This window comes from Rhodococcus sp. 06-462-5, assembly GCF_002258315.1.
GTDB lineage: Bacteria > Actinomycetota > Actinomycetes > Mycobacteriales > Mycobacteriaceae > Rhodococcoides.
On sequence record NZ_NOYD01000012.1, the window covers coordinates 61,825 to 78,362 of the forward strand.

The window sequence follows — 16,538 nt, forward strand, 5'->3', positions numbered from 1 at the left end:
TCCCTATCGCCGTCGATACCGGGAACCGGAGTCGGTATTGACGACCTGCACCCAGCACCCCGACAGGTGATCGTCGACCATTCCGGTGGCCTGCATCAAGGCGTAGGCAGTTGTCGGACCGACGAACCGCAGGCCCCGCCGCTTGAGCTCCTTGGCCAGAGCGGTGGACTCCGGAGTCGAGGCAGGCACTGCGGAGAACTCGGTCAGGCGCGCCGGCCTGGGTTTCGGAGCGAACGACCAGAGCAGGGTGTCGAGGTCGGTGTCGTCGAAATCGACGATGGCACGCGCGTTGCTCACCGCAGCGTCGATCTTGAGCCGATTGCGCACGATGGACGCGTCGTTCATCAACCGTTCGACATCGGCGTCGCCGAACCGGGCCACCAGCTCCGGATCGAATCCGGCGAATGCCCTGCGGAAGCTGTCGCGTTTGCGCAGGATCGTGATCCATGACAGCCCAGACTGGAACGCTTCGAGACACAAACGCTCGTACAGCTCGTGGCGGCCGTGGAGCGGCTGCCCCCACTCGGTGTCGTGATAGTCCCGGTACAGGTCGTCGTCGGTGGCACCCCAGGGGCAGCGCAGTCGGCCGTCCGGTCCGGCGACAGCGCTCATCGCTCGTCCGGGTCGGCCGGGCCCGGAGCAACTGTCTCCTGTGCCTGCTGCGCTGCGGACAGCCGAGAACGGAGCATGTCGATCTCGCCGCCGAGTCGCTCCAACGCCCAGTCGACCTCGCTGGGCTTGTAGCCGCGCAGGCTCTGCTGAAATTTCAGCGCGTGCACGTCGGCACCGGTGACGCCCTCCGCCGGCAGCACGGTCGCGGTGGTTCCCTCGGGCAGCGGGCCCAGTTCCTCACCGCGACCGAACACCGCTGACGCCACGAAGAACAATGCAGCGCCGACGACAGCAATCACGACGACGTAGATCAGCAGCGTCAACATGCCACGATCTTGTCACGACCGCCCGACACGCTATTTCAGCGAGTTCATCGCCGGTCGGTCCAGCAACGACACCTCGGTCGAGAACGGCTCGAACGAGTCACCGTCGACCCGGAACTGCATCAGACCTGCACCGGAATCGACCATCCCGCACCGATTGAGCATCGTCCCGACGATCTGTCTGCTCATGGCCCCGAGTTCGACCAGCGGGCGGTTGCGGTGCTTGCGCACACCCAGATTGACCTGGCCGATCGCCCGCAGCCCGAGCCTGTCGTAGGTATCGAGCAGCAGCCCGATCTCCACTCCGTAGCCGGGTGCGAACGGCACCGCGGACAGCAGCTCACGCGTACCGGCGTACTCGCCGCCGAGGGGCTGAATGACCCCGGTCAGCTCCGGCCGCAGGGCAGCGAGCAGCGGCCTTGCCACCAGCTCGGTGACGCGTCCACCACCGTTGGCGTCCTCGGTTCCACTGGTCCGCAACGGACGGCGGTAGTAGCCCTTGACGAGGTGGATGCCGTCGCCCATCAGCAGTGGGCCGAGCAACTTGGGCACGAACGCCGGATCGGGGTTGATCAGGTCGGAGTCGACGAACGCGATGAGATCGCCGGTCGACGCGGCGACCGATCGCCACAGCACCTCACCCTTACCCGGGACCGGGTCCACCCCGGGGACCGCTTCTTCTCGGCTGATGACACGTGCACCGGCCGCTGTCGCGCGGACGGCCGTCTCGTCGGTCGAACCGGAGTCCAGCACGATCAGCTCGTCCACGAGGCCACCGAGCAACGGATGGATCGTGTCGATGACAGCGGCGACCGTCTGTTCCTCGTTGAGTGCGGGGAGTACCACCGACACCGTTCGGCCCGCTTTGGCGGCCTCGAGTTCGGCGATGGTCCACTCCGGGGCGTCCCAGCTGTTGGTCTCGGACCACGCCCTGGTGACGTCCGTTCGATCTGCGAGTGTCATGCCAGACCCCTGACCGTCCGCGCCGGGGTTCTCAGTCCCTGGATCGCTGCCACCATGTCGACGACTCTTCTGGTCGACGCAACTTCGTGCACCCGGAACATTCGGGCTCCGCCTGCTGCGGCCAATGCTGTCGCTGCCAATGTTCCCTCCAACCGGTCGGCGAGCTCTACCCCTAGAGTCTCGCCTACGAAGTCCTTGTTGCTCAGCGCCATGAGCACAGGCCACCCGGTGTTTACAAGATCGTCCACGCGACGCAACAACTCGAGCCCGTGATAGGTGTTTTTCCCGAAATCATGCGTCGGATCGATGAGAATCGAATCTTTTTTCACCCCCTCCGCGACGGCGTTCTCCGCGGCGGCGGTGACTTCGGTGATCACGTCGGCCACCACATCGGCGTACCGAACCCGATGCGGGCGAGTACGGGGCACCGCACCGCCGGTGTGCGAGCAGACGATACCGACTCCTTCGGCGGCAGCAACGCGCACCAGCTCGGGGTCGGCACCGGCCCACGTGTCGTTGATCAGATCCGCTCCGACGCCACAGGCCAGTCGGGCGACCTCGCTGCGCCAGGTGTCGACACTGATCAGCAGCTCCGGATACGCGTCCCGGATGGCCTCGACGAACGGGACCACCCGGCGGATCTCCTCCTCGGCATCGACGATGTCGCCGGGGCCGGCCTTCACACCACCGATGTCGATCATGTCGGCACCCTCTGCGACAGCCCGGTGCACCGACGCCATCGCGGCGTCGTCGCTGAAATTCGCACCCCCGTCGTAGAACGAATCGGGGGTGCGATTGACGATGGCCATGACCAATGCGCGATCGTCGGCGACCGGTTTGCCGCAGAGGGTGCTCATGAAATCAATAGTGGCACGAGCGCATCTTTCGGGTGCTCAGCCCTTGGGAGCCTTGCCTGCGGCGACCTCGGCGACGTAGCCGTCGTACGCCTTCTCGTAGCCACCGGACTTGCCGCGCAGCACGTACAGGTCGCTGTTGCCGTCTTCCTCGTAGCCGAGCTTGCGCAGGGCCACCTTCTGGCTCTTGAACGTCGACGTCTGCTCGAGGCTGTCGACGACTCGGACGAAGAGCGGCACCGCGTACGTCGGGAGCTTGTCGTACAGGTGCTCGGCCGTGGACTTGCCGTCGAACGTCTCGCCCTCGCGCAGCGTCACCGCAGCCATGCCTGCCTTGCCGTCGGTTCCCTCGATGTCGACGCCGTACACGACGGCACCGTCGATCGAGGGATGCCCACCGAGCGCACCCTCGACCTGGGTGGTGGCCACGTTCTCGCCCTTCCAACGGAAGGTGTCACCGAGGCGGTCGACGAACGCGACGTGCATGAAGCCCTGCTTACGAACCAGATCGCCGGTGTCGAACCACGAGTCGCCGTCCTTGAAACCGTCGCGCACCAACTTCTTCTCGGTGGCCTTGTCGTCGGAGTAGCCGTCGAACGGTGCCCGGTCGGTCACCTTGGACAGCAGCAGTCCGACCTCGCCGTTTCCGACCTTGCGGAGCTTGCCGTCCTGACCGCGCTTGGCCTTGCCGGATTCCTCGTCGTACTGGACGACGGCGTACGGGAGCGGGCAGATACCGGCGGTCTTCTTCATGTTCAGGGCGTTGATGAACGCGATGTTGCATTCGCTGGCGCCGTAGAACTCGGCGACGCGGGAGATGCCGAATCGCTGGGTGAACTCTTCCCAGATCTCCGGGCGCAGTCCGTTGCCGACGATCAGCTTGACCGAGTTGTCGCGGTCGGAGGGCTTCTCCGGCTGGGTCAGCAGGTAGCGGCACAGCTCGCCGATGTAGGTGAACGCGGTGGCCTTGTTGACGCGAATGTCGTCCCAGAAATTGCTCACCGAGAACTGCTTGCCGATGGCCATGGTCGCGCCGCCTGCGAGCACCGAGGACAGAGTCACCGTCAGCGCGTTGTTGTGGTAGAGCGGCAGGCAGCAGTAGATGACGTCGTTACTGCGAAGCCGCACACCCATGTTGCCCAGACCGGACATCGACTTGAGCCAACGGAAGTGGCTCATCAGGCTGGCCTTCGGCATACCGGTGGTGCCCGAGGTGAAGATGTAGAACGCCTTCTCCTTGGCCTGGATCTCAGCGGTGACCTTCGGGTTGGCCGTCGACGCCGTCGCCGCGAGCTCGGCCAACTTCTTCAGCGGCAGTACTACTCCGACCTTGGGTTCTCCGTCGAGCGAATCCAGGGCTTCCTGCGCGTTCTCGTCCAGCACGAGGACCCTTGCCTCGAGAATGCCGAGGCTGTGTTCGAGCACGTCACCGCGCTGGTTGTAGTTCAGCATTCCCGCGGTGGCACCGAGCTTGACGGCAGCGAGCGCGGCGAACAGCGCCTCCGGCCGGTTCTTGCTGAGGATGCCGACGACGTCGCCGCGCTTCACTCCGTGGTCTGCGAACACCACGGCGTACTGGTTGACGAGCTCGTTCGCGTCCCGGTAGGTGATCGACTCACCCTCGAACCGCACGAACGGACGGTCGCTGTTCTTCGCGGCGGCATCCTGGAAGACCTGACCGATCGACGCCTTGTGGTCGGGTTTGCGGGTGAATCCCGCCAGGCCCTTGAGGAGACTGGGCACCTCCGTCACCATTTTCGGCAACGCGACCGCGAGGTCGGTCACTCCAATTTTCTGACGGGCATCGACAGCCATGTACTCCCCTTTGAAGACGATGTGAGATTTCTTACCCTACTTGAGAGTAACAACTTTGAGCATCTCGCTTCGTGGCCACGCTTGGTGACCTGTCACAACGTTGCGCAGGCATTCAGAGCATCATCGACGGTCGTCGTTCTGACCAGGGCATCCAGGGCGCGTTGTTGCACGAATCCGGTCTCTCGCAAACCGTCTATCCACTGCATCATGCCGTCGAAATGTCCGAATGGGTCGAGCATCACCATCGGCTTGCTGTGCATACCCAGGTAGCCCGCGGTCCAGGTCTCGAACAGCTCCTCCAACGTCCCGATCCCACCCGGCAAGGTGATGAAAGCGTCGGCGCGGTCCTCCATGATCTTCTTCCGCTCACGCATGGTGTCGGTGACGATCAGCTCGTCGGCGTCGACATCGGCGACCTCGCGGTGCACGAGCGCTTTCGGAATCACGCCGACCGTGTTGCCGCCCGCAGCTCGCGTTGCCGCGGCAACGGCACCCATCATCGACACGTTGCCGCCGCCCGAGACGAGCTGCCAGCCTCGTCGGCCGATCTCCGTACCGACCTCGGCGGCCAGGTCGATGAAGGAGGCGTCGACGGGACCCGACGCGCAGTAGACGCAGACACTGATCGCGCGTTCGGTCGTGCCGCGATCGCTCACTGCTGGGCCTCGCGGACGATCCGGACAGCCTCGTCGACGCTGTCGGTGCAGTGGATCAGTTCGAGGTCCTTCTCGGACACCTTGCCTTCTTTCACGAGAGTCGTCTTGATCCAATCGAGCAGTCCCGACCAGAAGTCCTTGCCCAGCAACACGATCGGGAACCTGGTGACCTTGGCCGTCTGCACCAAGGTCAGCGCCTCGAAGAGTTCGTCGAGAGTACCGAAGCCGCCGGGAAGGCACACGAACGCCTGGGAGTACTTCACGAACATGGTCTTGCGCACGAAGAAGTAGCGGAAGTTGACGCCCAGATCGACCCATTCGTTGAGGCCCTGCTCGAACGGCAGCTCGATCCCGAGCCCGATCGAGTACCCGTCGGCCTCGCTCGCACCTCGGTTGGCCCCTTCCATCGCGCCCGGCCCGCCACCGGTGATGACGGCGAAGCCCTCCTGCGCGAGAGCGGCTCCGAGCTGCCGGGCTCGGGCGTACTCGGGATGGTCGACGGGGGTGCGCGCCGAACCGAACACCGTCACGGCCTTGGGGACCTCGGCGAGTGCGCCGAATCCCTCGACGAATTCGCTCTGGATACGCAGTACTCGCCAAGTATCGGAGTGAATCCAGTTCCCCGGTCCTCGCTCGTCGAGCAGGCGCTGATCCGAGGTGGAGGTCTCGGTGTTCCGGCCACGCCGAAGTACGACGGATCCCTTGTGCTTGGCCGGCTTCTCGCTGCTGTGTTCTTCGGAACTGCTGTGTTCCTCGAAACTGCCGCGTTCCTCGGAACTACCTGGGCCCTGGTCGCTGTTCATGGCGTTCAGGCTATCCGGCAGTGAGGTAGCTCCGGAGAACCTGTGTGACGTGGGTGATCTGCTCGACGGGGACGCGTTCGTCGCGCTTGTGGGCGAGATTGGGGTCGCCGGGTCCGTAGTTGACCGCCGGGATCCCGAGCGCCGAGAACCGGGAGACGTCCGTCCAGCCGTACTTGGCCCGGAACTGTCCACCCGCGGCCTCGATGAGCGCGGCCGCCGCCGGTCGGTTCAACCCGGGAAGCGCTCCGGGCGACGAGTCGGTGACCTCGAAGCCGAGATCCAGTCCCTCGACCACCTCACGAACGTGTTCGACGGCGTCGTCGACGTTGCGATCGGGCGCGAAGCGGAAGTTGACGTCGAGTTCGGCCGCGTCGGGAACGACGTTGCCTGCGACCCCACCGGAGATCCGGACAGCTTGCAGCCCTTCCCGATACACGCAGCCGTCGATGTCGACGGTGCGTGCCCGATACGCCGCGAGCCGGTTCAGAACCGCCCCGAATTTGTGAATTGCATTGTCGCCCAACCAGGACCGGGCACTGTGAGCCCGTGTTCCCGACGCCGTCAGCCGAACCCGCAGTGTCCCTTGGCAACCGGCCTCGATGAACCCGCCGGACGGTTCACCGAGGATCGCGACGTCGGCGGCGAGCCATTCGGGAAGTTCTCGTTCTATGCGGCCCAGTCCGTTGCGGGCGGCCGCGATCTCCTCGCAGTCGTAGAACACCAGAGTCAGATCGTGCGCAGGATTGTCGATCGTCGCGGCGAGATGCAGGAACACTGCGTCACCCGACTTCATGTCGACTGTTCCGCACCCGTGCAGAATGTCGCCCTCGGCGCTGTCGTGCTCGCGCCTCGACGGCACGTTGTCTGCGATGGGAACCGTGTCGAGATGCCCGGCGAGCATGACCCTCGACGCGAGCCCGCGGTTGGTTCGGGCGAGCACGGCGTTGCCGCTGCGGATGATCTCGAAGCCCGTGGTCTGCTCGCGGAGCGCCTGCTCCACCTCGTCTGCGATGCGCGATTCGTCCTCGCTGACACTGGGGATGTCCACCAGGGCCGCGGTGAGGTCTATCGGGTCGGCATGCAGTTCGAGCGTCACGGGAGAAAACTCTAGGCCGTGGATCCCGGAATCTCGCGGACCACGCCGTCGAAGCCTGCCCCGAACAATTTTCCGCGGGAGAAGCCCTGGTCGGAGCGACCGTAGGCGACGACGCTGGTCAGCCGAGTTCCGGTGCCGATGACACACGTCGCCCCCGGCGCATCGATGCGGACGACGGAGCCGCCTGCGTTGAGCGGCACCACCGGACGCCCGGCATCGTCGAGGGTCAGTCCGTCCGGGGCTGCGAACGAATCGAGTCCCGTCAGGTCGAGCACGCTTTCCGGTGCCGAGGGGTCGGCGATCGGGATCCGGCTGACACCCGGGTTCACGAAGGTGCGCGAGACGTACAGGTACCGATCAGCGGCGTCGAGAACTGCGCCGTTGGCACTGGGGAAGCTCGCCCATGCCGGATCGACCGAACCGTCGGGGCCGATTCGGCCGATGAGCGAGCCGAAGTCGTTGGTGGCGTACACCGTTCCGTCGGAAGCGACGGCAAGTCCGTTGGCTGCGCTCAGACCGGTCGCGAACGGGGTGACGGTGAGAGTGTCGACGTCGAGCCGAACGATCCCGGCGGCCTTGACGATGTCTCCGACGAAGACGCGAGGGTCGGCTCCGTAGCCGACCAGCAGGGTGCCGTCGGGCATCCAGGCCAGGGCTCCACCGCCGCCGCTGGGGACCGTCGCGATGGGGTACGCGGCCTGCCCCGGCGCGTCGATGCGATACACGCGGCCGGAGACGATGTCGGTGACGTAGGCCCGACCCGACGCGTCGACGGCCAGGCCTTCCAGAGCCGCACCCGGGATCCGTGCGACCTCTGCCGACGGACCGCCTGCTCCGGCGCAGTAGGGATCTGCGACTGCGGTGCCGGACCCGACGACGACGCCGCCGGCCACCACCAGCGCGGCAGCAATCGCTGTGACGACCGAACGCACACGCGCAGACTTGCTCGAACCCATGACACTCCCCCAGCCTCGGCGACCCCCTGTCAGCCGACGACGATGTCTACCACGCGCCTGTGACAACCAAACCCAGCGCGACTCCGAGCACGATCGTCGTCGCCAGGGTTGTCACCAACCCGGTGAAGGACACGCCGTCCGCCATCACCGAGGTCACTCCACGGCTGCGGGAGACGGTACGTGTGGTCACCGGGAAACTCTGTCAGCTCCCCCGCCGCCGATGCGTCCGCCGGCATCCCGATGCGATCACGGTCGGCAGACGAACCGATAACGAACCGACGCCGCGTCGGGAACGGAGCCCGGGAACAGTCGACGTTCCCGCGATGACGGGCCAACCCGCCCGCCGAGTCCACCGCGTATTCTTCGAGCCGTGAGCGCACAGGGAGCATCAGCAGTAGGTATTGCCAACATCACGACGTCGGGCGTTGTTCTCGACACCTGGTTTCCGAGCCCGGAGCTCGGGTCGGGCTTCGAGACCGGCACCGTCCGGCTCGAGGGTTCGGACGTCCCCGAAGAGCTGGCCGCACTCGTCGGACCGGACGAGGCGCGCGGCGTCGAGGTAGTCGCAGTGCGCACCAGCATCGCCTCGCTCGACGACGCCCCGATCGACGCCCACGACGCGTACCTGCGACTGCATCTGCTCTCGCACCGGTTGGTTCAGCCGCACGGGCAGAACCTCGACGGAGTGTTCGGTCTGCTCTCCAATGTGGTGTGGACCAACTTCGGGCCCGCAGCGGTGGACGGTTTCGAGACGGTGCGCGCGAAGCTGCGTGCCCGCGGTCCGGTGACCGTGTACGGAGTCGACAAGTTCCCGCGCCTGGTCGACTACATCATTCCCACCGGTGTTCGTATCGCCGACGCCGACCGCGTCCGTCTCGGCGCGCACCTGGCCAGCGGAACGACGGTCATGCACGAGGGCTTCGTCAACTTCAACGCCGGCACGCTCGGCAACTCGATGGTCGAAGGTCGCATCTCCGCGGGCGTCGTCGTCGGTGACGGTTCCGACGTTGGCGGCGGCGCGTCGATCATGGGCACGCTCTCCGGCGGCGGCAAGAACGTCATCTCCGTCGGAAAGAGCTGCCTGCTGGGCGCGAACTCCGGGCTCGGTATTTCACTCGGTGACGACTGCGTCGTCGAGGCCGGGCTCTACATCACCGCAGGCACGAAGGTCAGTGGCCCGGATGGAACCGTGGTGAAGGCGGCAACACTGTCCGGCAAGTCCAACCTGCTGTTCCGTCGCAACTCACTGTCGGGTGCTGTCGAGGTGGTGCCGTGGAAGGGCACCGGCGTCGAACTGAACGCGGCACTGCACGCCAACGACTGAGAGTCCACTTCACTCGAATCAGCCTGTCGAACAATCTCTTCCAGCCCCGCACCGTGTTCTCGGTGCGGGGCTGGTGTGGTTATTGCCTCAGGCGATGTGGGGGCCTGCTCGGGCGTGGGATGGTCTGGGTTGTCGGTAGGGGTCGACGGTTGCCGGTGGCACGAACCACGGGTGGTTGTCGACGCCGATGAAGACTTCCCAGTCGGAGTGGTGGAGGAGTCGGTGGTGGAATCCGCAGAGTAGGACGAGGTTGTTCATGTCGGTGGGGCCGCCGTCTCCCCAGTGCCAGATGTGATGTCCTTCGGTCCAGGCGGCAGGTTTTCCGCAGCCAGGGAACGCACAACCGTGATCGCGGGCGATGAGAGCTTTGCGTTGTTTGGCGGTGACGGTGCGTGCGGTGCGGGCGAGGTTGATCGGGTTGCCGTTCTCGTCCATCACGATGGCAGTGAGGACACAGTCGCAGGCGAGTTGCCGGGAAGTGTTGCGGGAGAGTGGTCCCATCCAGGGCAGCCAGCCGACGGTGGTGCCGTCGCCGAATAGGTCCCTGTATGCGCCGCGATCCGTGGCAGGGTGGCCGTCGTCATCGGATTCGTCTGCAGCGCGGGTGTTCTCGTCGTCGGCGATGTCGTCGGTGATGTCGTCTGCGTCGGCACTGTCGCGGAGGTCGGTGAGATCGCGCAGGCTGATGTGCAGGTTCAGGTGCGGGCGTTCACCGCCTTCGATGGGTCGATCACTCGAGGCAAGGTATTGGTCGAGGATGTGTCCGAAGGCGTCGGCTCTGCGCTTGGCGGGGCTGCGATCGTCTTGGGTGCCGTCGGCGGCGGGGCGGGGTTCGGTCAGCGGCGAGAGTGCGGTGAGGAGCTTTTCTCCGGTGATCGCATCGAAGTCTCCTTTCAGCACCAACCGCCCGTTCAACGTCTTGGAGGCGAAGAGTTCGTTGCGGTCGGTGTCCTCTGGAGGTGGTTTGTTGCCGCCGAATCTGTCGTTGAGCTTGGTGATCGCTTCGCGGATGCGGCCGGTACGCGCTTGGGGTCCGGTCGCAGCCTTGATCATGGCTTTACGGGCGATGTCCTGCCCAGCTTGCGGGAGGTTCTTCGGGGGTGTTTCGGCGAAGGTGAGGATCAGGGCTGCATGGTCGACGGTCATCACGCCGGTGTTGACGGCGTCGGCGATGTCGGGGAAGTTCTTCAACCCGCGTGCGAGGGCGACGATCTTGGTGGCTTTGCTGGGGGACAGCAGGGTGGTGGAGGTCAGCCAGCCGGCGGGTCCGGGGAAGCCGAGCTTCTCGCGTGAGACGCGGGTGTCGATCTCTGCGACGAGAGCGATCCGCCGGGCTTCGAGGAGCTGGATCTGGTGGGAGACCGCGGCGGCGTCGGCGAGGAGTTCACTCTCGCTCAGTTGCCAGATCTCCGTGGTCATGGGAGCAAGTGTATCGAACGCGCGTTCGACTGGCAACCATAGTTCAATCGAAAACTATTGTCCTGCTTGACTATTCGCTCTTCCAAACCTGTCGGTGGGGTGTGGTATCGGAGACGAACTCGGATACGGGCATGCCCTGGCGGTGGAGGACCTTCCCCACCCGCACCCCCGCCGTCAGCCGATGGTCCCCAATGACGCCAGGGTTTTCACCACAGCCCGCGCGGCTTCTGCGCCTTTGGTTTCGAGGTGAGCGGTGAAGAAGGCGTTGTGGTCGGCGTGTTCATGGAAGTGGTGTGGCGTCAGCACCACGGAGAACACCGGCACGTCGGTGTCCAGCTGCACTCGCATCAGGCCGTCGATGACAGCCGTTTCGACGAAATCGTGTCGGTAGATTCCGCCGTCCACCACCAGTGCAGCGGCGACGATCGCGGCGTACTTACCCGTCTTGGCGAGCCGCTGTGCGTGCAGTGGGATCTCGAAGGCCCCGGGTACCTCGAACACGTCGATGGGCGTCTCGGCTTGCCCGAGCTTCTTCAGTTCGGCGGCGAATCCCACTCGCGCGCGATCGACGATGTCCAGGTGCCAGCTGGCGTGGACGAAGGCAATGGATCCGGCGAGTGGAGTGGTCATGGGTGCGATGCTAGCGGTATCGCTCGTCGAGCAAGTCGAGTGTCGGGCCATCGAATTCACCGGTGAAATACTTCTGCAACACTTCGCCGAATACGGACGGACCCTCGGTAGCTTCGGCGAAAAGCGTCATGGACGAATGCAACTTCAGGTTGTCGGGATAACCGAAGATCTCGTCGACCGTCCGCCCCTCGACAGCAACCACCAGCCTTGCCGCCTTCTTCAGGCGAGGGCCCAGCACTTCGTGCGACAGGTACAGCTCGGCCTCCATCAGATCGGCGATGCCGAAGTGCTGAGCGGTCGCACTACGCCCCAGCCCCGCCAATTGCGGGAACACGAACCACATCCAGTGTGTCTGCTTTCGTCCCGCCTTCAGTTCGTTCGTCACCGCAGTCCAGACGGGGTCCTGGGCGTCGACGAAGCGTTGCAGGTCGTATTCGGTCATGCCGTTCAATTTAGCCACAGGAGTGGAGCCTGCGGAACGACCCGATCATCAGTGGAGCCTGCGGAACGACCCCATCAGGTGAACCCACGCAGCAGCGTGTCGACGGTCGCGTCGAGCAGACCCTCGGTCGAGACGCCGTCGAGCAGGTCGCCGGTGGCCAGCATCGCGAGTCCATGGACGCTCGCGAAGGCAACGCGCGCGAGGATCTCGGGTGGAGCCTCGGTGATCACACCGGCCGCGATGGCTTCGCTGAGCAATGCCTCGGTGGCGGTCATACTTTCGTGCGCAACGCTTTTCAGCTTCTCGCTGGCGTCGGGATGATGCTTCGTGCTGTACATGACGTCCAGCAATTCCGGGTGTTCGACGGCGAATCCGAGGTAGGCGCGGGCGACGGCGCGAAACCGAGCCATCAGCTCACCGGGTCCCGTTGCCGCTGCGACCATCCGGCGGTTCAGTTCCTCGAAACCGTGCAGCGCCAGCGCATCCAACAGCGCCTGCTTGTCGCGGAAGTGGCGCGCGGGGGCACCGTGACTGACACCGACATCTCTGGCCAGCTGTCGAAGTGACAACGCGTCGACTCCGCCGTGCGCGATGCTTCGTTCGGCCTCGTCGAGCAGTACCGCGCGCAGGTCACCGTGGTGGTATCGCTGCGTTGCCATGGGTTCACCCTAGGCGATGTTGTCGTTGACAACAATGCTGACACTGCCTACATTGGCCGACATGACTTCCACAGCACTGATCACCGGAGCAAGCTCGGGCCTCGGCGAGGAATTCGCCACCCGCTTCGCCGCACGCGGCGAGAACGTCGTCCTGGTGGCTCGGCGTGCCGATCGACTGGACACCCTGGCACGACGTATCGAAGCCGACCACGGCGTCACCGCAACCGTTGTCGCGATGGATCTGGGGGTTCCCGGCGTCGGCGAGACACTTCGAACCACATTGGCGGACAAGGGAATCATCCCCACCACGCTCGTCAACAACGCAGGTTTCGGAACTCACGGGAAGTTCGCCGACGAAGATCCCGAGCGCATCGCCGCCGAGATTGCGCTGAACGTGAGCGCGCTGGTTGACCTGACGCATGCGTTTCTGCCGAACCTCACCGGCGCGCTGATCAACATCGCGAGTACCGCTGCGTACCAACCCACCCCCAACATGGCCGTCTACGGTGCCACGAAGGCCTTCGTCCTCAACTTCACCGAAGCCTTGGCCTTCGAGCACCGCACCTCGTCGCTGAAGATTCTCGCGCTCTCCCCCGGCCCCACCCGTACCGAGTTCTTCGACGTCGTGGGGTCGAAAGACGCCGCGGTGGGCAACTTCCAGACCTCCGAGCAAGTGGTCTCGACGGCCATGCGCGCGTTGGATTCTCGCCGTACCCCCGCGAGCGTCGTCTCGGGCCTGTCCAACAAGATCAGCGCGGACGGTGTGCGTTTGGCCCCACGATCGTTGGCCGCGAAGATCAGCGGTCGCCTGCTGAAAGCCTGAGACCGGTCAACCGCGGGTACGACGCGAATCGATCACTCCCGTATCGAATCCGGCCAGATGCAGTCCTCCATGGAATCGGGCGTGCTCGATCTTGAGGCACCGATCCATGACGACGTTCAATCCCGCGGCCTCCCCGTCGCGAGCCACTTGCTCGTGCCACAGCCCGAGCTGCAGCCAGATCGTCTTCGCCTGTACTGCAATCGTTTCGGACAGGACCTCGGGCAAGTCGTCGTACTTGCGGAACACGTCCACCAGGTCCGGCGGCTTCGGTAGATCGGCGAGCGTCGGGTACACGGGTGTGCCCTCGATGTCGGAAACCGTCGGATTGACGAGGAATATCTCGTAGTTGCTCGTCGACGACAGGTACCGGTTGACGAAGTAGCTTGCCCGCGAGGGATTCTTCGACGCTCCGACGATCGCGACCGTCTTGGTCTCCCGCAGAATGCGCTGACGCGCTTGGGCGGACGGGCCCTGCCAGGTGCGTTCGCTCATGACCGCGCCTTTCCTGTTGCCAGTGTCAGGGCCTGATCGAGGTCCCACAGAATGTCCTCGACGTCTTCGAGTCCGACGCTGATGCGAATCAGCTCGGGACCGACACCTGCGCCGCGGAGTTGCTCGTCGCTCAGTTGTCGGTGGGTGGTGCTGCCCGGGTGGATCACCAGCGTCCGCACGTCACCGATATTGGCGACGTGGCTGGCGACCTGAACGCTCTCGACGAACGTCTGCCCGGCCTCGCGGCCACCGTCGATTCCGAAGGCGAATACTGCCCCCGGGCCGGCAGGCAGATACTTCCGAGACCGGTCGTGATGCGGATGACCCTCCAGGCCTGCCCATCTCACGTAGTCGACACGTGAATCGCGTTCGAGCCATTCCGCCATGACTCGCGCATTGGCGACGTGCGCGTCCATGCGTTGCGGCAGCGTCTCGACCCCCTGGATCAACGTGAATGCCGATTGCGGAGCCAACGCGCCGCCGATGTCGCGCAACTGTTCGCTGCGCAGCTTCGTCAGAAAGCCGTACTCGCCGAAATTCCCCCACCACGACAGCCCGCCGTACGAGGCCACCGGTTCCGTCATCTGCGGGAATTTGCCCGAGCCCCAATCGAATCGCCCGGATTCGACCACCACTCCCCCGAGCGTCGATCCGTGACCGCCAAGGAACTTGGTGGCCGAGTGGATCACGATGTCGGCACCGAATTCGATGGGCCGACTCAGCCAGGGCGTCGCCATCGTCGCGTCGATCACCAACGGAATTCCGTGTTCGTGCGCGACGGCGGCGAGACCCTCGAGGTCGGCGATCTCACCCGACGGATTGCCGATGATCTCGGCGTAGATCAGCTTGGTCGAATCCGTCACCGCTGCTGAGTAATCCGCCGGATCGGTGCCGGGAACGAACGTGGTCTCGACGCCGAAGCGGCGCAGCGTCACATCGAGCTGGGTCACCGTGCCGCCGTAGAGCCCGGCCGCGGCAACGATGTGATCGCCGCTACCGGCAAGCGCAGCGAACACTGCGAACTCGGCCGCCAACCCACTGGCGAACGCAACCGCCCCGATGCCGCCTTCGAGGCTCGCGATGCGCTCCTCGAAGGCGGCGACGGTGGGGTTTCCGATGCGGCTGTAGACGTTGCCGTATTTCTGCAGAGCGAACAGATCGCCTGCGTCCGCAGAATTCTCGAACACGTAGCTCGCCGTCTGATAGATCGGCACCGCACGCGAACCGGTGGATGGATCAGGTCGCGCTCCGGCGTGAATTGCTCTGGTACGCAGGCCGAATGTCCGTTCGCTCATGACGTCAGGCCGTTTCGAGAACGGTGTGGATCGGGGTGGGATTGCGCGTCAGATCCAGCACGGGGCAGTGATCGTCGACGGCCTGCTGCAGCTCCTCGTACCGCTCCCGCGACTCGGGACCGGTGACGGTCACGACGACGCGCACCTCGCCGAACCCGGGACGAACGTCGTCGTCGAAGCCGAAGAATCCGCGAACGTCGAGGTCACCTTCGGCCTTGGCCTTGATGTCGTCGACGACGATGCCGAGTTTCTCCGCCCAGACGCGGTACGTGACCACCTGGCAGGACAGCAGCGACGCCAGGTAGTACTCGACCGGGTTGGCGGCCTTGTTCTCACCGCCGAGGGCAGGCGGTTCGTCGACCTCGACGGTGTACTTGCCCAGGGTGACGGTGCTGGCGACGGCATCGTGCGCGGTGACCGAGGCCCGGAAGACGGCCTGAGCGTTCTTCGCGTCGGCCTGCACGGCATCGTCGGTGGCAGCGATGACGCCGCCGAGGTGGGACACAGATGTGGTCATGAGGGATCCTGTTCGTTTCGAGGGTTGCCGGAACTACCCGAGGGGCGCGAAATGCTCGTCGGGGATGGGTTCGATCGACAGTTACGAACAGGAAGAAGTGCAGACGAGACCGAAGTCGATGGTGCGACGACGTACGAGCCTTCTGGCTGCGTCGGTCACGTGTGTCTCGGTCACGATGCCGACAATAGCTTACGAGAACTGATCCGCGCCGACATCGGTCTCGTCGTCGGTGATCGCCGCGACGATCCGTGCCGCCACCGCGTCCGGCGTCAGACCCTGCGGTAGTTTCGGTGCCTGCCCGGCGATCGGCCGCGTCGCAAGACCCGTCTCGGTGTGCGGCGGACGCACGTCCACGATTCTGATCTTCGACTTACGCGCCTCTGTACGAACGCTTTTCAGCAGTGCAGTCACCGCGGCCTTGCTCGCCGAGTAGGCACCCATGTTCGGCATGGGCTTGTCGGCCACGACGGCGCTGATGTTGAGCACGAACCCGCCCTGGTCCAGGGTGGTCAGCGCTTCTCGAAGTACCCGCAGCGGTGCGAGATAGTTGAGCAGCAGTAGTTCGTCGACGGTGTCGTCGTCCACGTCGGTGACCGGTCCGAACGCCACGACACCTGCGGCGATGACGATCCCGTCCAGTCCGCCGTGATGTTCCACGGCCTCCGCGACCACCGAGCGAGCCGAATCAGGGAGCGTCAGATCGGCATTCACCGTGTGATGGTCCGACTCGATGTTCCGGCCGCTCACGGTCAGCCGAGCACCGGCCTTCGCGAGCTGCTCGACGATCGGACCGCCGAGACCGCCACTGGCACCGAATACGAGAATGCGCGCACCATCGAGAGTGGTCATCTCTCGAATT

The 16,538-nt window shown here is 64.9% G+C and carries 20 protein-coding genes; 2 read left to right on the forward strand and 18 right to left on the reverse strand.

Annotation, left to right across the window (positions count from 1 at the left end):
• Positions 1 to 3: 3 nt before the first annotated feature.
• The 10 genes from CH251_RS06125 to CH251_RS27405 form a co-directional block, all read right to left on the reverse strand.
• Positions 4 to 612 (reverse strand): DNA-3-methyladenine glycosylase I, encoded by a 609-nt coding sequence (locus CH251_RS06125; RefSeq protein ID WP_094612351.1) that lies wholly within the window; start codon positions 610 to 612, stop codon positions 4 to 6.
• Positions 609 to 938, reverse strand: a complete 330-nt coding sequence (locus CH251_RS06130) for a DivIVA domain-containing protein (RefSeq protein WP_094612352.1) — start codon at positions 936 to 938, stop codon at positions 609 to 611. Before CH251_RS06130 ends, CH251_RS06125 begins: the two co-directional genes overlap by 4 nt.
• Positions 939 to 968: 30 nt before the next feature.
• Positions 969 to 1,898 carry a glucosyl-3-phosphoglycerate synthase gene (locus tag CH251_RS06135; RefSeq protein ID WP_094612353.1) on the reverse strand — a complete coding sequence of 310 codons (930 nt, stop codon included), beginning with the start codon at positions 1,896 to 1,898 and terminating at the stop codon, positions 969 to 971.
• Positions 1,895 to 2,755 carry a dihydropteroate synthase gene (gene folP / locus CH251_RS06140; RefSeq protein ID WP_032394089.1) on the reverse strand — a complete coding sequence of 287 codons (861 nt, stop codon included), beginning with the start codon at positions 2,753 to 2,755 and terminating at the stop codon, positions 1,895 to 1,897. Before folP ends, CH251_RS06135 begins: the two co-directional genes overlap by 4 nt.
• A gap of 36 nt (positions 2,756 to 2,791) precedes the next feature.
• Positions 2,792 to 4,567 (reverse strand): long-chain-acyl-CoA synthetase, encoded by a 1,776-nt coding sequence (locus CH251_RS06145; protein WP_094612354.1) that lies wholly within the window; start codon positions 4,565 to 4,567, stop codon positions 2,792 to 2,794.
• A 92-nt stretch (positions 4,568 to 4,659) separates the two neighbouring features.
• Positions 4,660 to 5,223 carry a TIGR00730 family Rossman fold protein gene (locus CH251_RS06150; protein WP_179273542.1) on the reverse strand — a complete coding sequence of 188 codons (564 nt, stop codon included), beginning with the start codon at positions 5,221 to 5,223 and terminating at the stop codon, positions 4,660 to 4,662.
• Positions 5,220 to 6,026, reverse strand: coding sequence for a TIGR00730 family Rossman fold protein (locus CH251_RS06155; protein ID WP_094612355.1), 807 nt, complete (start codon positions 6,024 to 6,026; stop codon positions 5,220 to 5,222). Before CH251_RS06155 ends, CH251_RS06150 begins: the two co-directional genes overlap by 4 nt.
• A 10-nt stretch (positions 6,027 to 6,036) precedes the next feature.
• Complete coding sequence (gene dapE / locus CH251_RS06160) at positions 6,037 to 7,122, reverse strand: succinyl-diaminopimelate desuccinylase (RefSeq protein WP_094612356.1); 1,086 nt, start codon at positions 7,120 to 7,122, stop codon at positions 6,037 to 6,039.
• Positions 7,123 to 7,133: 11 nt separating this feature from the next.
• On the reverse strand, positions 7,134 to 8,078 hold the full coding sequence (locus tag CH251_RS06165; protein WP_094612357.1) for an SMP-30/gluconolactonase/LRE family protein: 945 nt from the start codon (positions 8,076 to 8,078) through the stop codon (positions 7,134 to 7,136).
• Between the two features lie 46 nt (positions 8,079 to 8,124).
• On the reverse strand, positions 8,125 to 8,268 hold the full coding sequence (locus CH251_RS27405; protein ID WP_179273543.1) for a hypothetical protein: 144 nt from the start codon (positions 8,266 to 8,268) through the stop codon (positions 8,125 to 8,127).
• Positions 8,269 to 8,448: 180 nt separating this feature from the next.
• Between CH251_RS27405 and dapD the strand changes: the two genes are divergently transcribed.
• The gene (dapD, locus tag CH251_RS06170) at positions 8,449 to 9,402 is read left to right on the forward strand and encodes a 2,3,4,5-tetrahydropyridine-2,6-dicarboxylate N-succinyltransferase (protein ID WP_094612358.1); all 954 of its coding nucleotides are present in this window, start codon (positions 8,449 to 8,451) and stop codon (positions 9,400 to 9,402) included.
• Positions 9,403 to 9,489: 87 nt separating this feature from the next.
• Here dapD and CH251_RS06175 read toward each other — a convergent pair whose 3' ends face one another.
• From CH251_RS06175 to CH251_RS06190, 4 genes are all read right to left on the reverse strand, one after another.
• A complete protein-coding gene (locus CH251_RS06175; RefSeq protein ID WP_094612359.1) occupies positions 9,490 to 10,821 on the reverse strand; it encodes an HNH endonuclease signature motif containing protein in 1,332 nt (443 codons plus the stop codon).
• A 174-nt stretch (positions 10,822 to 10,995) separates the two neighbouring features.
• The gene (locus tag CH251_RS06180; protein WP_094612360.1) at positions 10,996 to 11,451 is read right to left on the reverse strand and encodes a 6,7-dimethyl-8-ribityllumazine synthase; all 456 of its coding nucleotides are present in this window, start codon (positions 11,449 to 11,451) and stop codon (positions 10,996 to 10,998) included.
• A 10-nt stretch (positions 11,452 to 11,461) separates the two neighbouring features.
• Positions 11,462 to 11,893: a DUF1810 domain-containing protein gene (locus CH251_RS06185; protein WP_094612361.1), complete on the reverse strand. Its 432-nt coding sequence runs from the start codon at positions 11,891 to 11,893 to the stop codon at positions 11,462 to 11,464.
• 74 nt (positions 11,894 to 11,967) lie between these two features.
• The gene (locus CH251_RS06190; RefSeq protein WP_094612362.1) at positions 11,968 to 12,552 is read right to left on the reverse strand and encodes a TetR/AcrR family transcriptional regulator; all 585 of its coding nucleotides are present in this window, start codon (positions 12,550 to 12,552) and stop codon (positions 11,968 to 11,970) included.
• Positions 12,553 to 12,613: 61 nt separating this feature from the next.
• Here CH251_RS06190 and CH251_RS06195 point away from each other — a divergent pair, with 61 nt between their 5' ends.
• Complete coding sequence (locus CH251_RS06195; RefSeq protein WP_256978864.1) at positions 12,614 to 13,375, forward strand: SDR family oxidoreductase; 762 nt, start codon at positions 12,614 to 12,616, stop codon at positions 13,373 to 13,375.
• Between the two features lie 6 nt (positions 13,376 to 13,381).
• Here CH251_RS06195 and CH251_RS06200 read toward each other — a convergent pair whose 3' ends face one another.
• The 4 genes from CH251_RS06200 to CH251_RS06215 all read right to left on the reverse strand — a co-directional run bounded on the left by CH251_RS06200 (position 13,382) and on the right by CH251_RS06215 (position 16,528).
• On the reverse strand, positions 13,382 to 13,867 hold the full coding sequence (locus CH251_RS06200; RefSeq protein WP_094612364.1) for a CoA-binding protein: 486 nt from the start codon (positions 13,865 to 13,867) through the stop codon (positions 13,382 to 13,384).
• Positions 13,864 to 15,162: an O-acetylhomoserine aminocarboxypropyltransferase/cysteine synthase family protein gene (locus CH251_RS06205; RefSeq protein WP_094612365.1), complete on the reverse strand. Its 1,299-nt coding sequence runs from the start codon at positions 15,160 to 15,162 to the stop codon at positions 13,864 to 13,866. Before CH251_RS06205 ends, CH251_RS06200 begins: the two co-directional genes overlap by 4 nt.
• Before the next feature lie 4 nt (positions 15,163 to 15,166).
• Complete coding sequence (locus CH251_RS06210) at positions 15,167 to 15,679, reverse strand: OsmC family protein (RefSeq protein ID WP_094612366.1); 513 nt, start codon at positions 15,677 to 15,679, stop codon at positions 15,167 to 15,169.
• A 189-nt stretch (positions 15,680 to 15,868) separates the two neighbouring features.
• Positions 15,869 to 16,528 (reverse strand): SDR family oxidoreductase, encoded by a 660-nt coding sequence (locus tag CH251_RS06215; RefSeq protein ID WP_094612367.1) that lies wholly within the window; start codon positions 16,526 to 16,528, stop codon positions 15,869 to 15,871.
• Positions 16,529 to 16,538: the final 10 nt, after the last annotated feature.

What these genes read in the sequence shown, in the direction of transcription:
- CH251_RS06175 (WP_094612359.1), bottom strand. Translation starts at nt 10,821, where the DNA reads ATGACCACGGAGATCTGGCAACTGAGCGAGAGTGAACTCCTCGCCGAC.
- CH251_RS06180 (WP_094612360.1), bottom strand. Translation starts at nt 11,451, where the DNA reads ATGACCACTCCACTCGCCGGATCCATTGCCTTCGTCCACGCCAGCTGG.
- CH251_RS06215 (WP_094612367.1), bottom strand. Translation starts at nt 16,528, where the DNA reads ATGACCACTCTCGATGGTGCGCGCATTCTCGTATTCGGTGCCAGTGGC.
- folP (WP_032394089.1), bottom strand. Translation starts at nt 2,755, where the DNA reads ATGAGCACCCTCTGCGGCAAACCGGTCGCCGACGATCGCGCATTGGTC.
- CH251_RS06205 (WP_094612365.1), bottom strand. Translation starts at nt 15,162, where the DNA reads ATGAGCGAACGGACATTCGGCCTGCGTACCAGAGCAATTCACGCCGGA.
- CH251_RS06165 (WP_094612357.1), bottom strand. Translation starts at nt 8,078, where the DNA reads ATGGGTTCGAGCAAGTCTGCGCGTGTGCGTTCGGTCGTCACAGCGATT.
- CH251_RS06185 (WP_094612361.1), bottom strand. Translation starts at nt 11,893, where the DNA reads ATGACCGAATACGACCTGCAACGCTTCGTCGACGCCCAGGACCCCGTC.
- CH251_RS06130 (WP_094612352.1), bottom strand. Translation starts at nt 938, where the DNA reads ATGTTGACGCTGCTGATCTACGTCGTCGTGATTGCTGTCGTCGGCGCT.
- CH251_RS06190 (WP_094612362.1), bottom strand. Translation starts at nt 12,552, where the DNA reads ATGGCAACGCAGCGATACCACCACGGTGACCTGCGCGCGGTACTGCTC.
- CH251_RS06200 (WP_094612364.1), bottom strand. Translation starts at nt 13,867, where the DNA reads ATGAGCGAACGCACCTGGCAGGGCCCGTCCGCCCAAGCGCGTCAGCGC.
- CH251_RS06145 (WP_094612354.1), bottom strand. Translation starts at nt 4,567, where the DNA reads ATGGCTGTCGATGCCCGTCAGAAAATTGGAGTGACCGACCTCGCGGTC.
- CH251_RS06210 (WP_094612366.1), bottom strand. Translation starts at nt 15,679, where the DNA reads ATGACCACATCTGTGTCCCACCTCGGCGGCGTCATCGCTGCCACCGAC.
- CH251_RS06195 (WP_256978864.1), top strand. Translation starts at nt 12,614, where the DNA reads ATGACTTCCACAGCACTGATCACCGGAGCAAGCTCGGGCCTCGGCGAG.
- CH251_RS06155 (WP_094612355.1), bottom strand. Translation starts at nt 6,026, where the DNA reads ATGAACAGCGACCAGGGCCCAGGTAGTTCCGAGGAACGCGGCAGTTTC.
- CH251_RS06125 (WP_094612351.1), bottom strand. Translation starts at nt 612, where the DNA reads ATGAGCGCTGTCGCCGGACCGGACGGCCGACTGCGCTGCCCCTGGGGT.
- CH251_RS06135 (WP_094612353.1), bottom strand. Translation starts at nt 1,898, where the DNA reads ATGACACTCGCAGATCGAACGGACGTCACCAGGGCGTGGTCCGAGACC.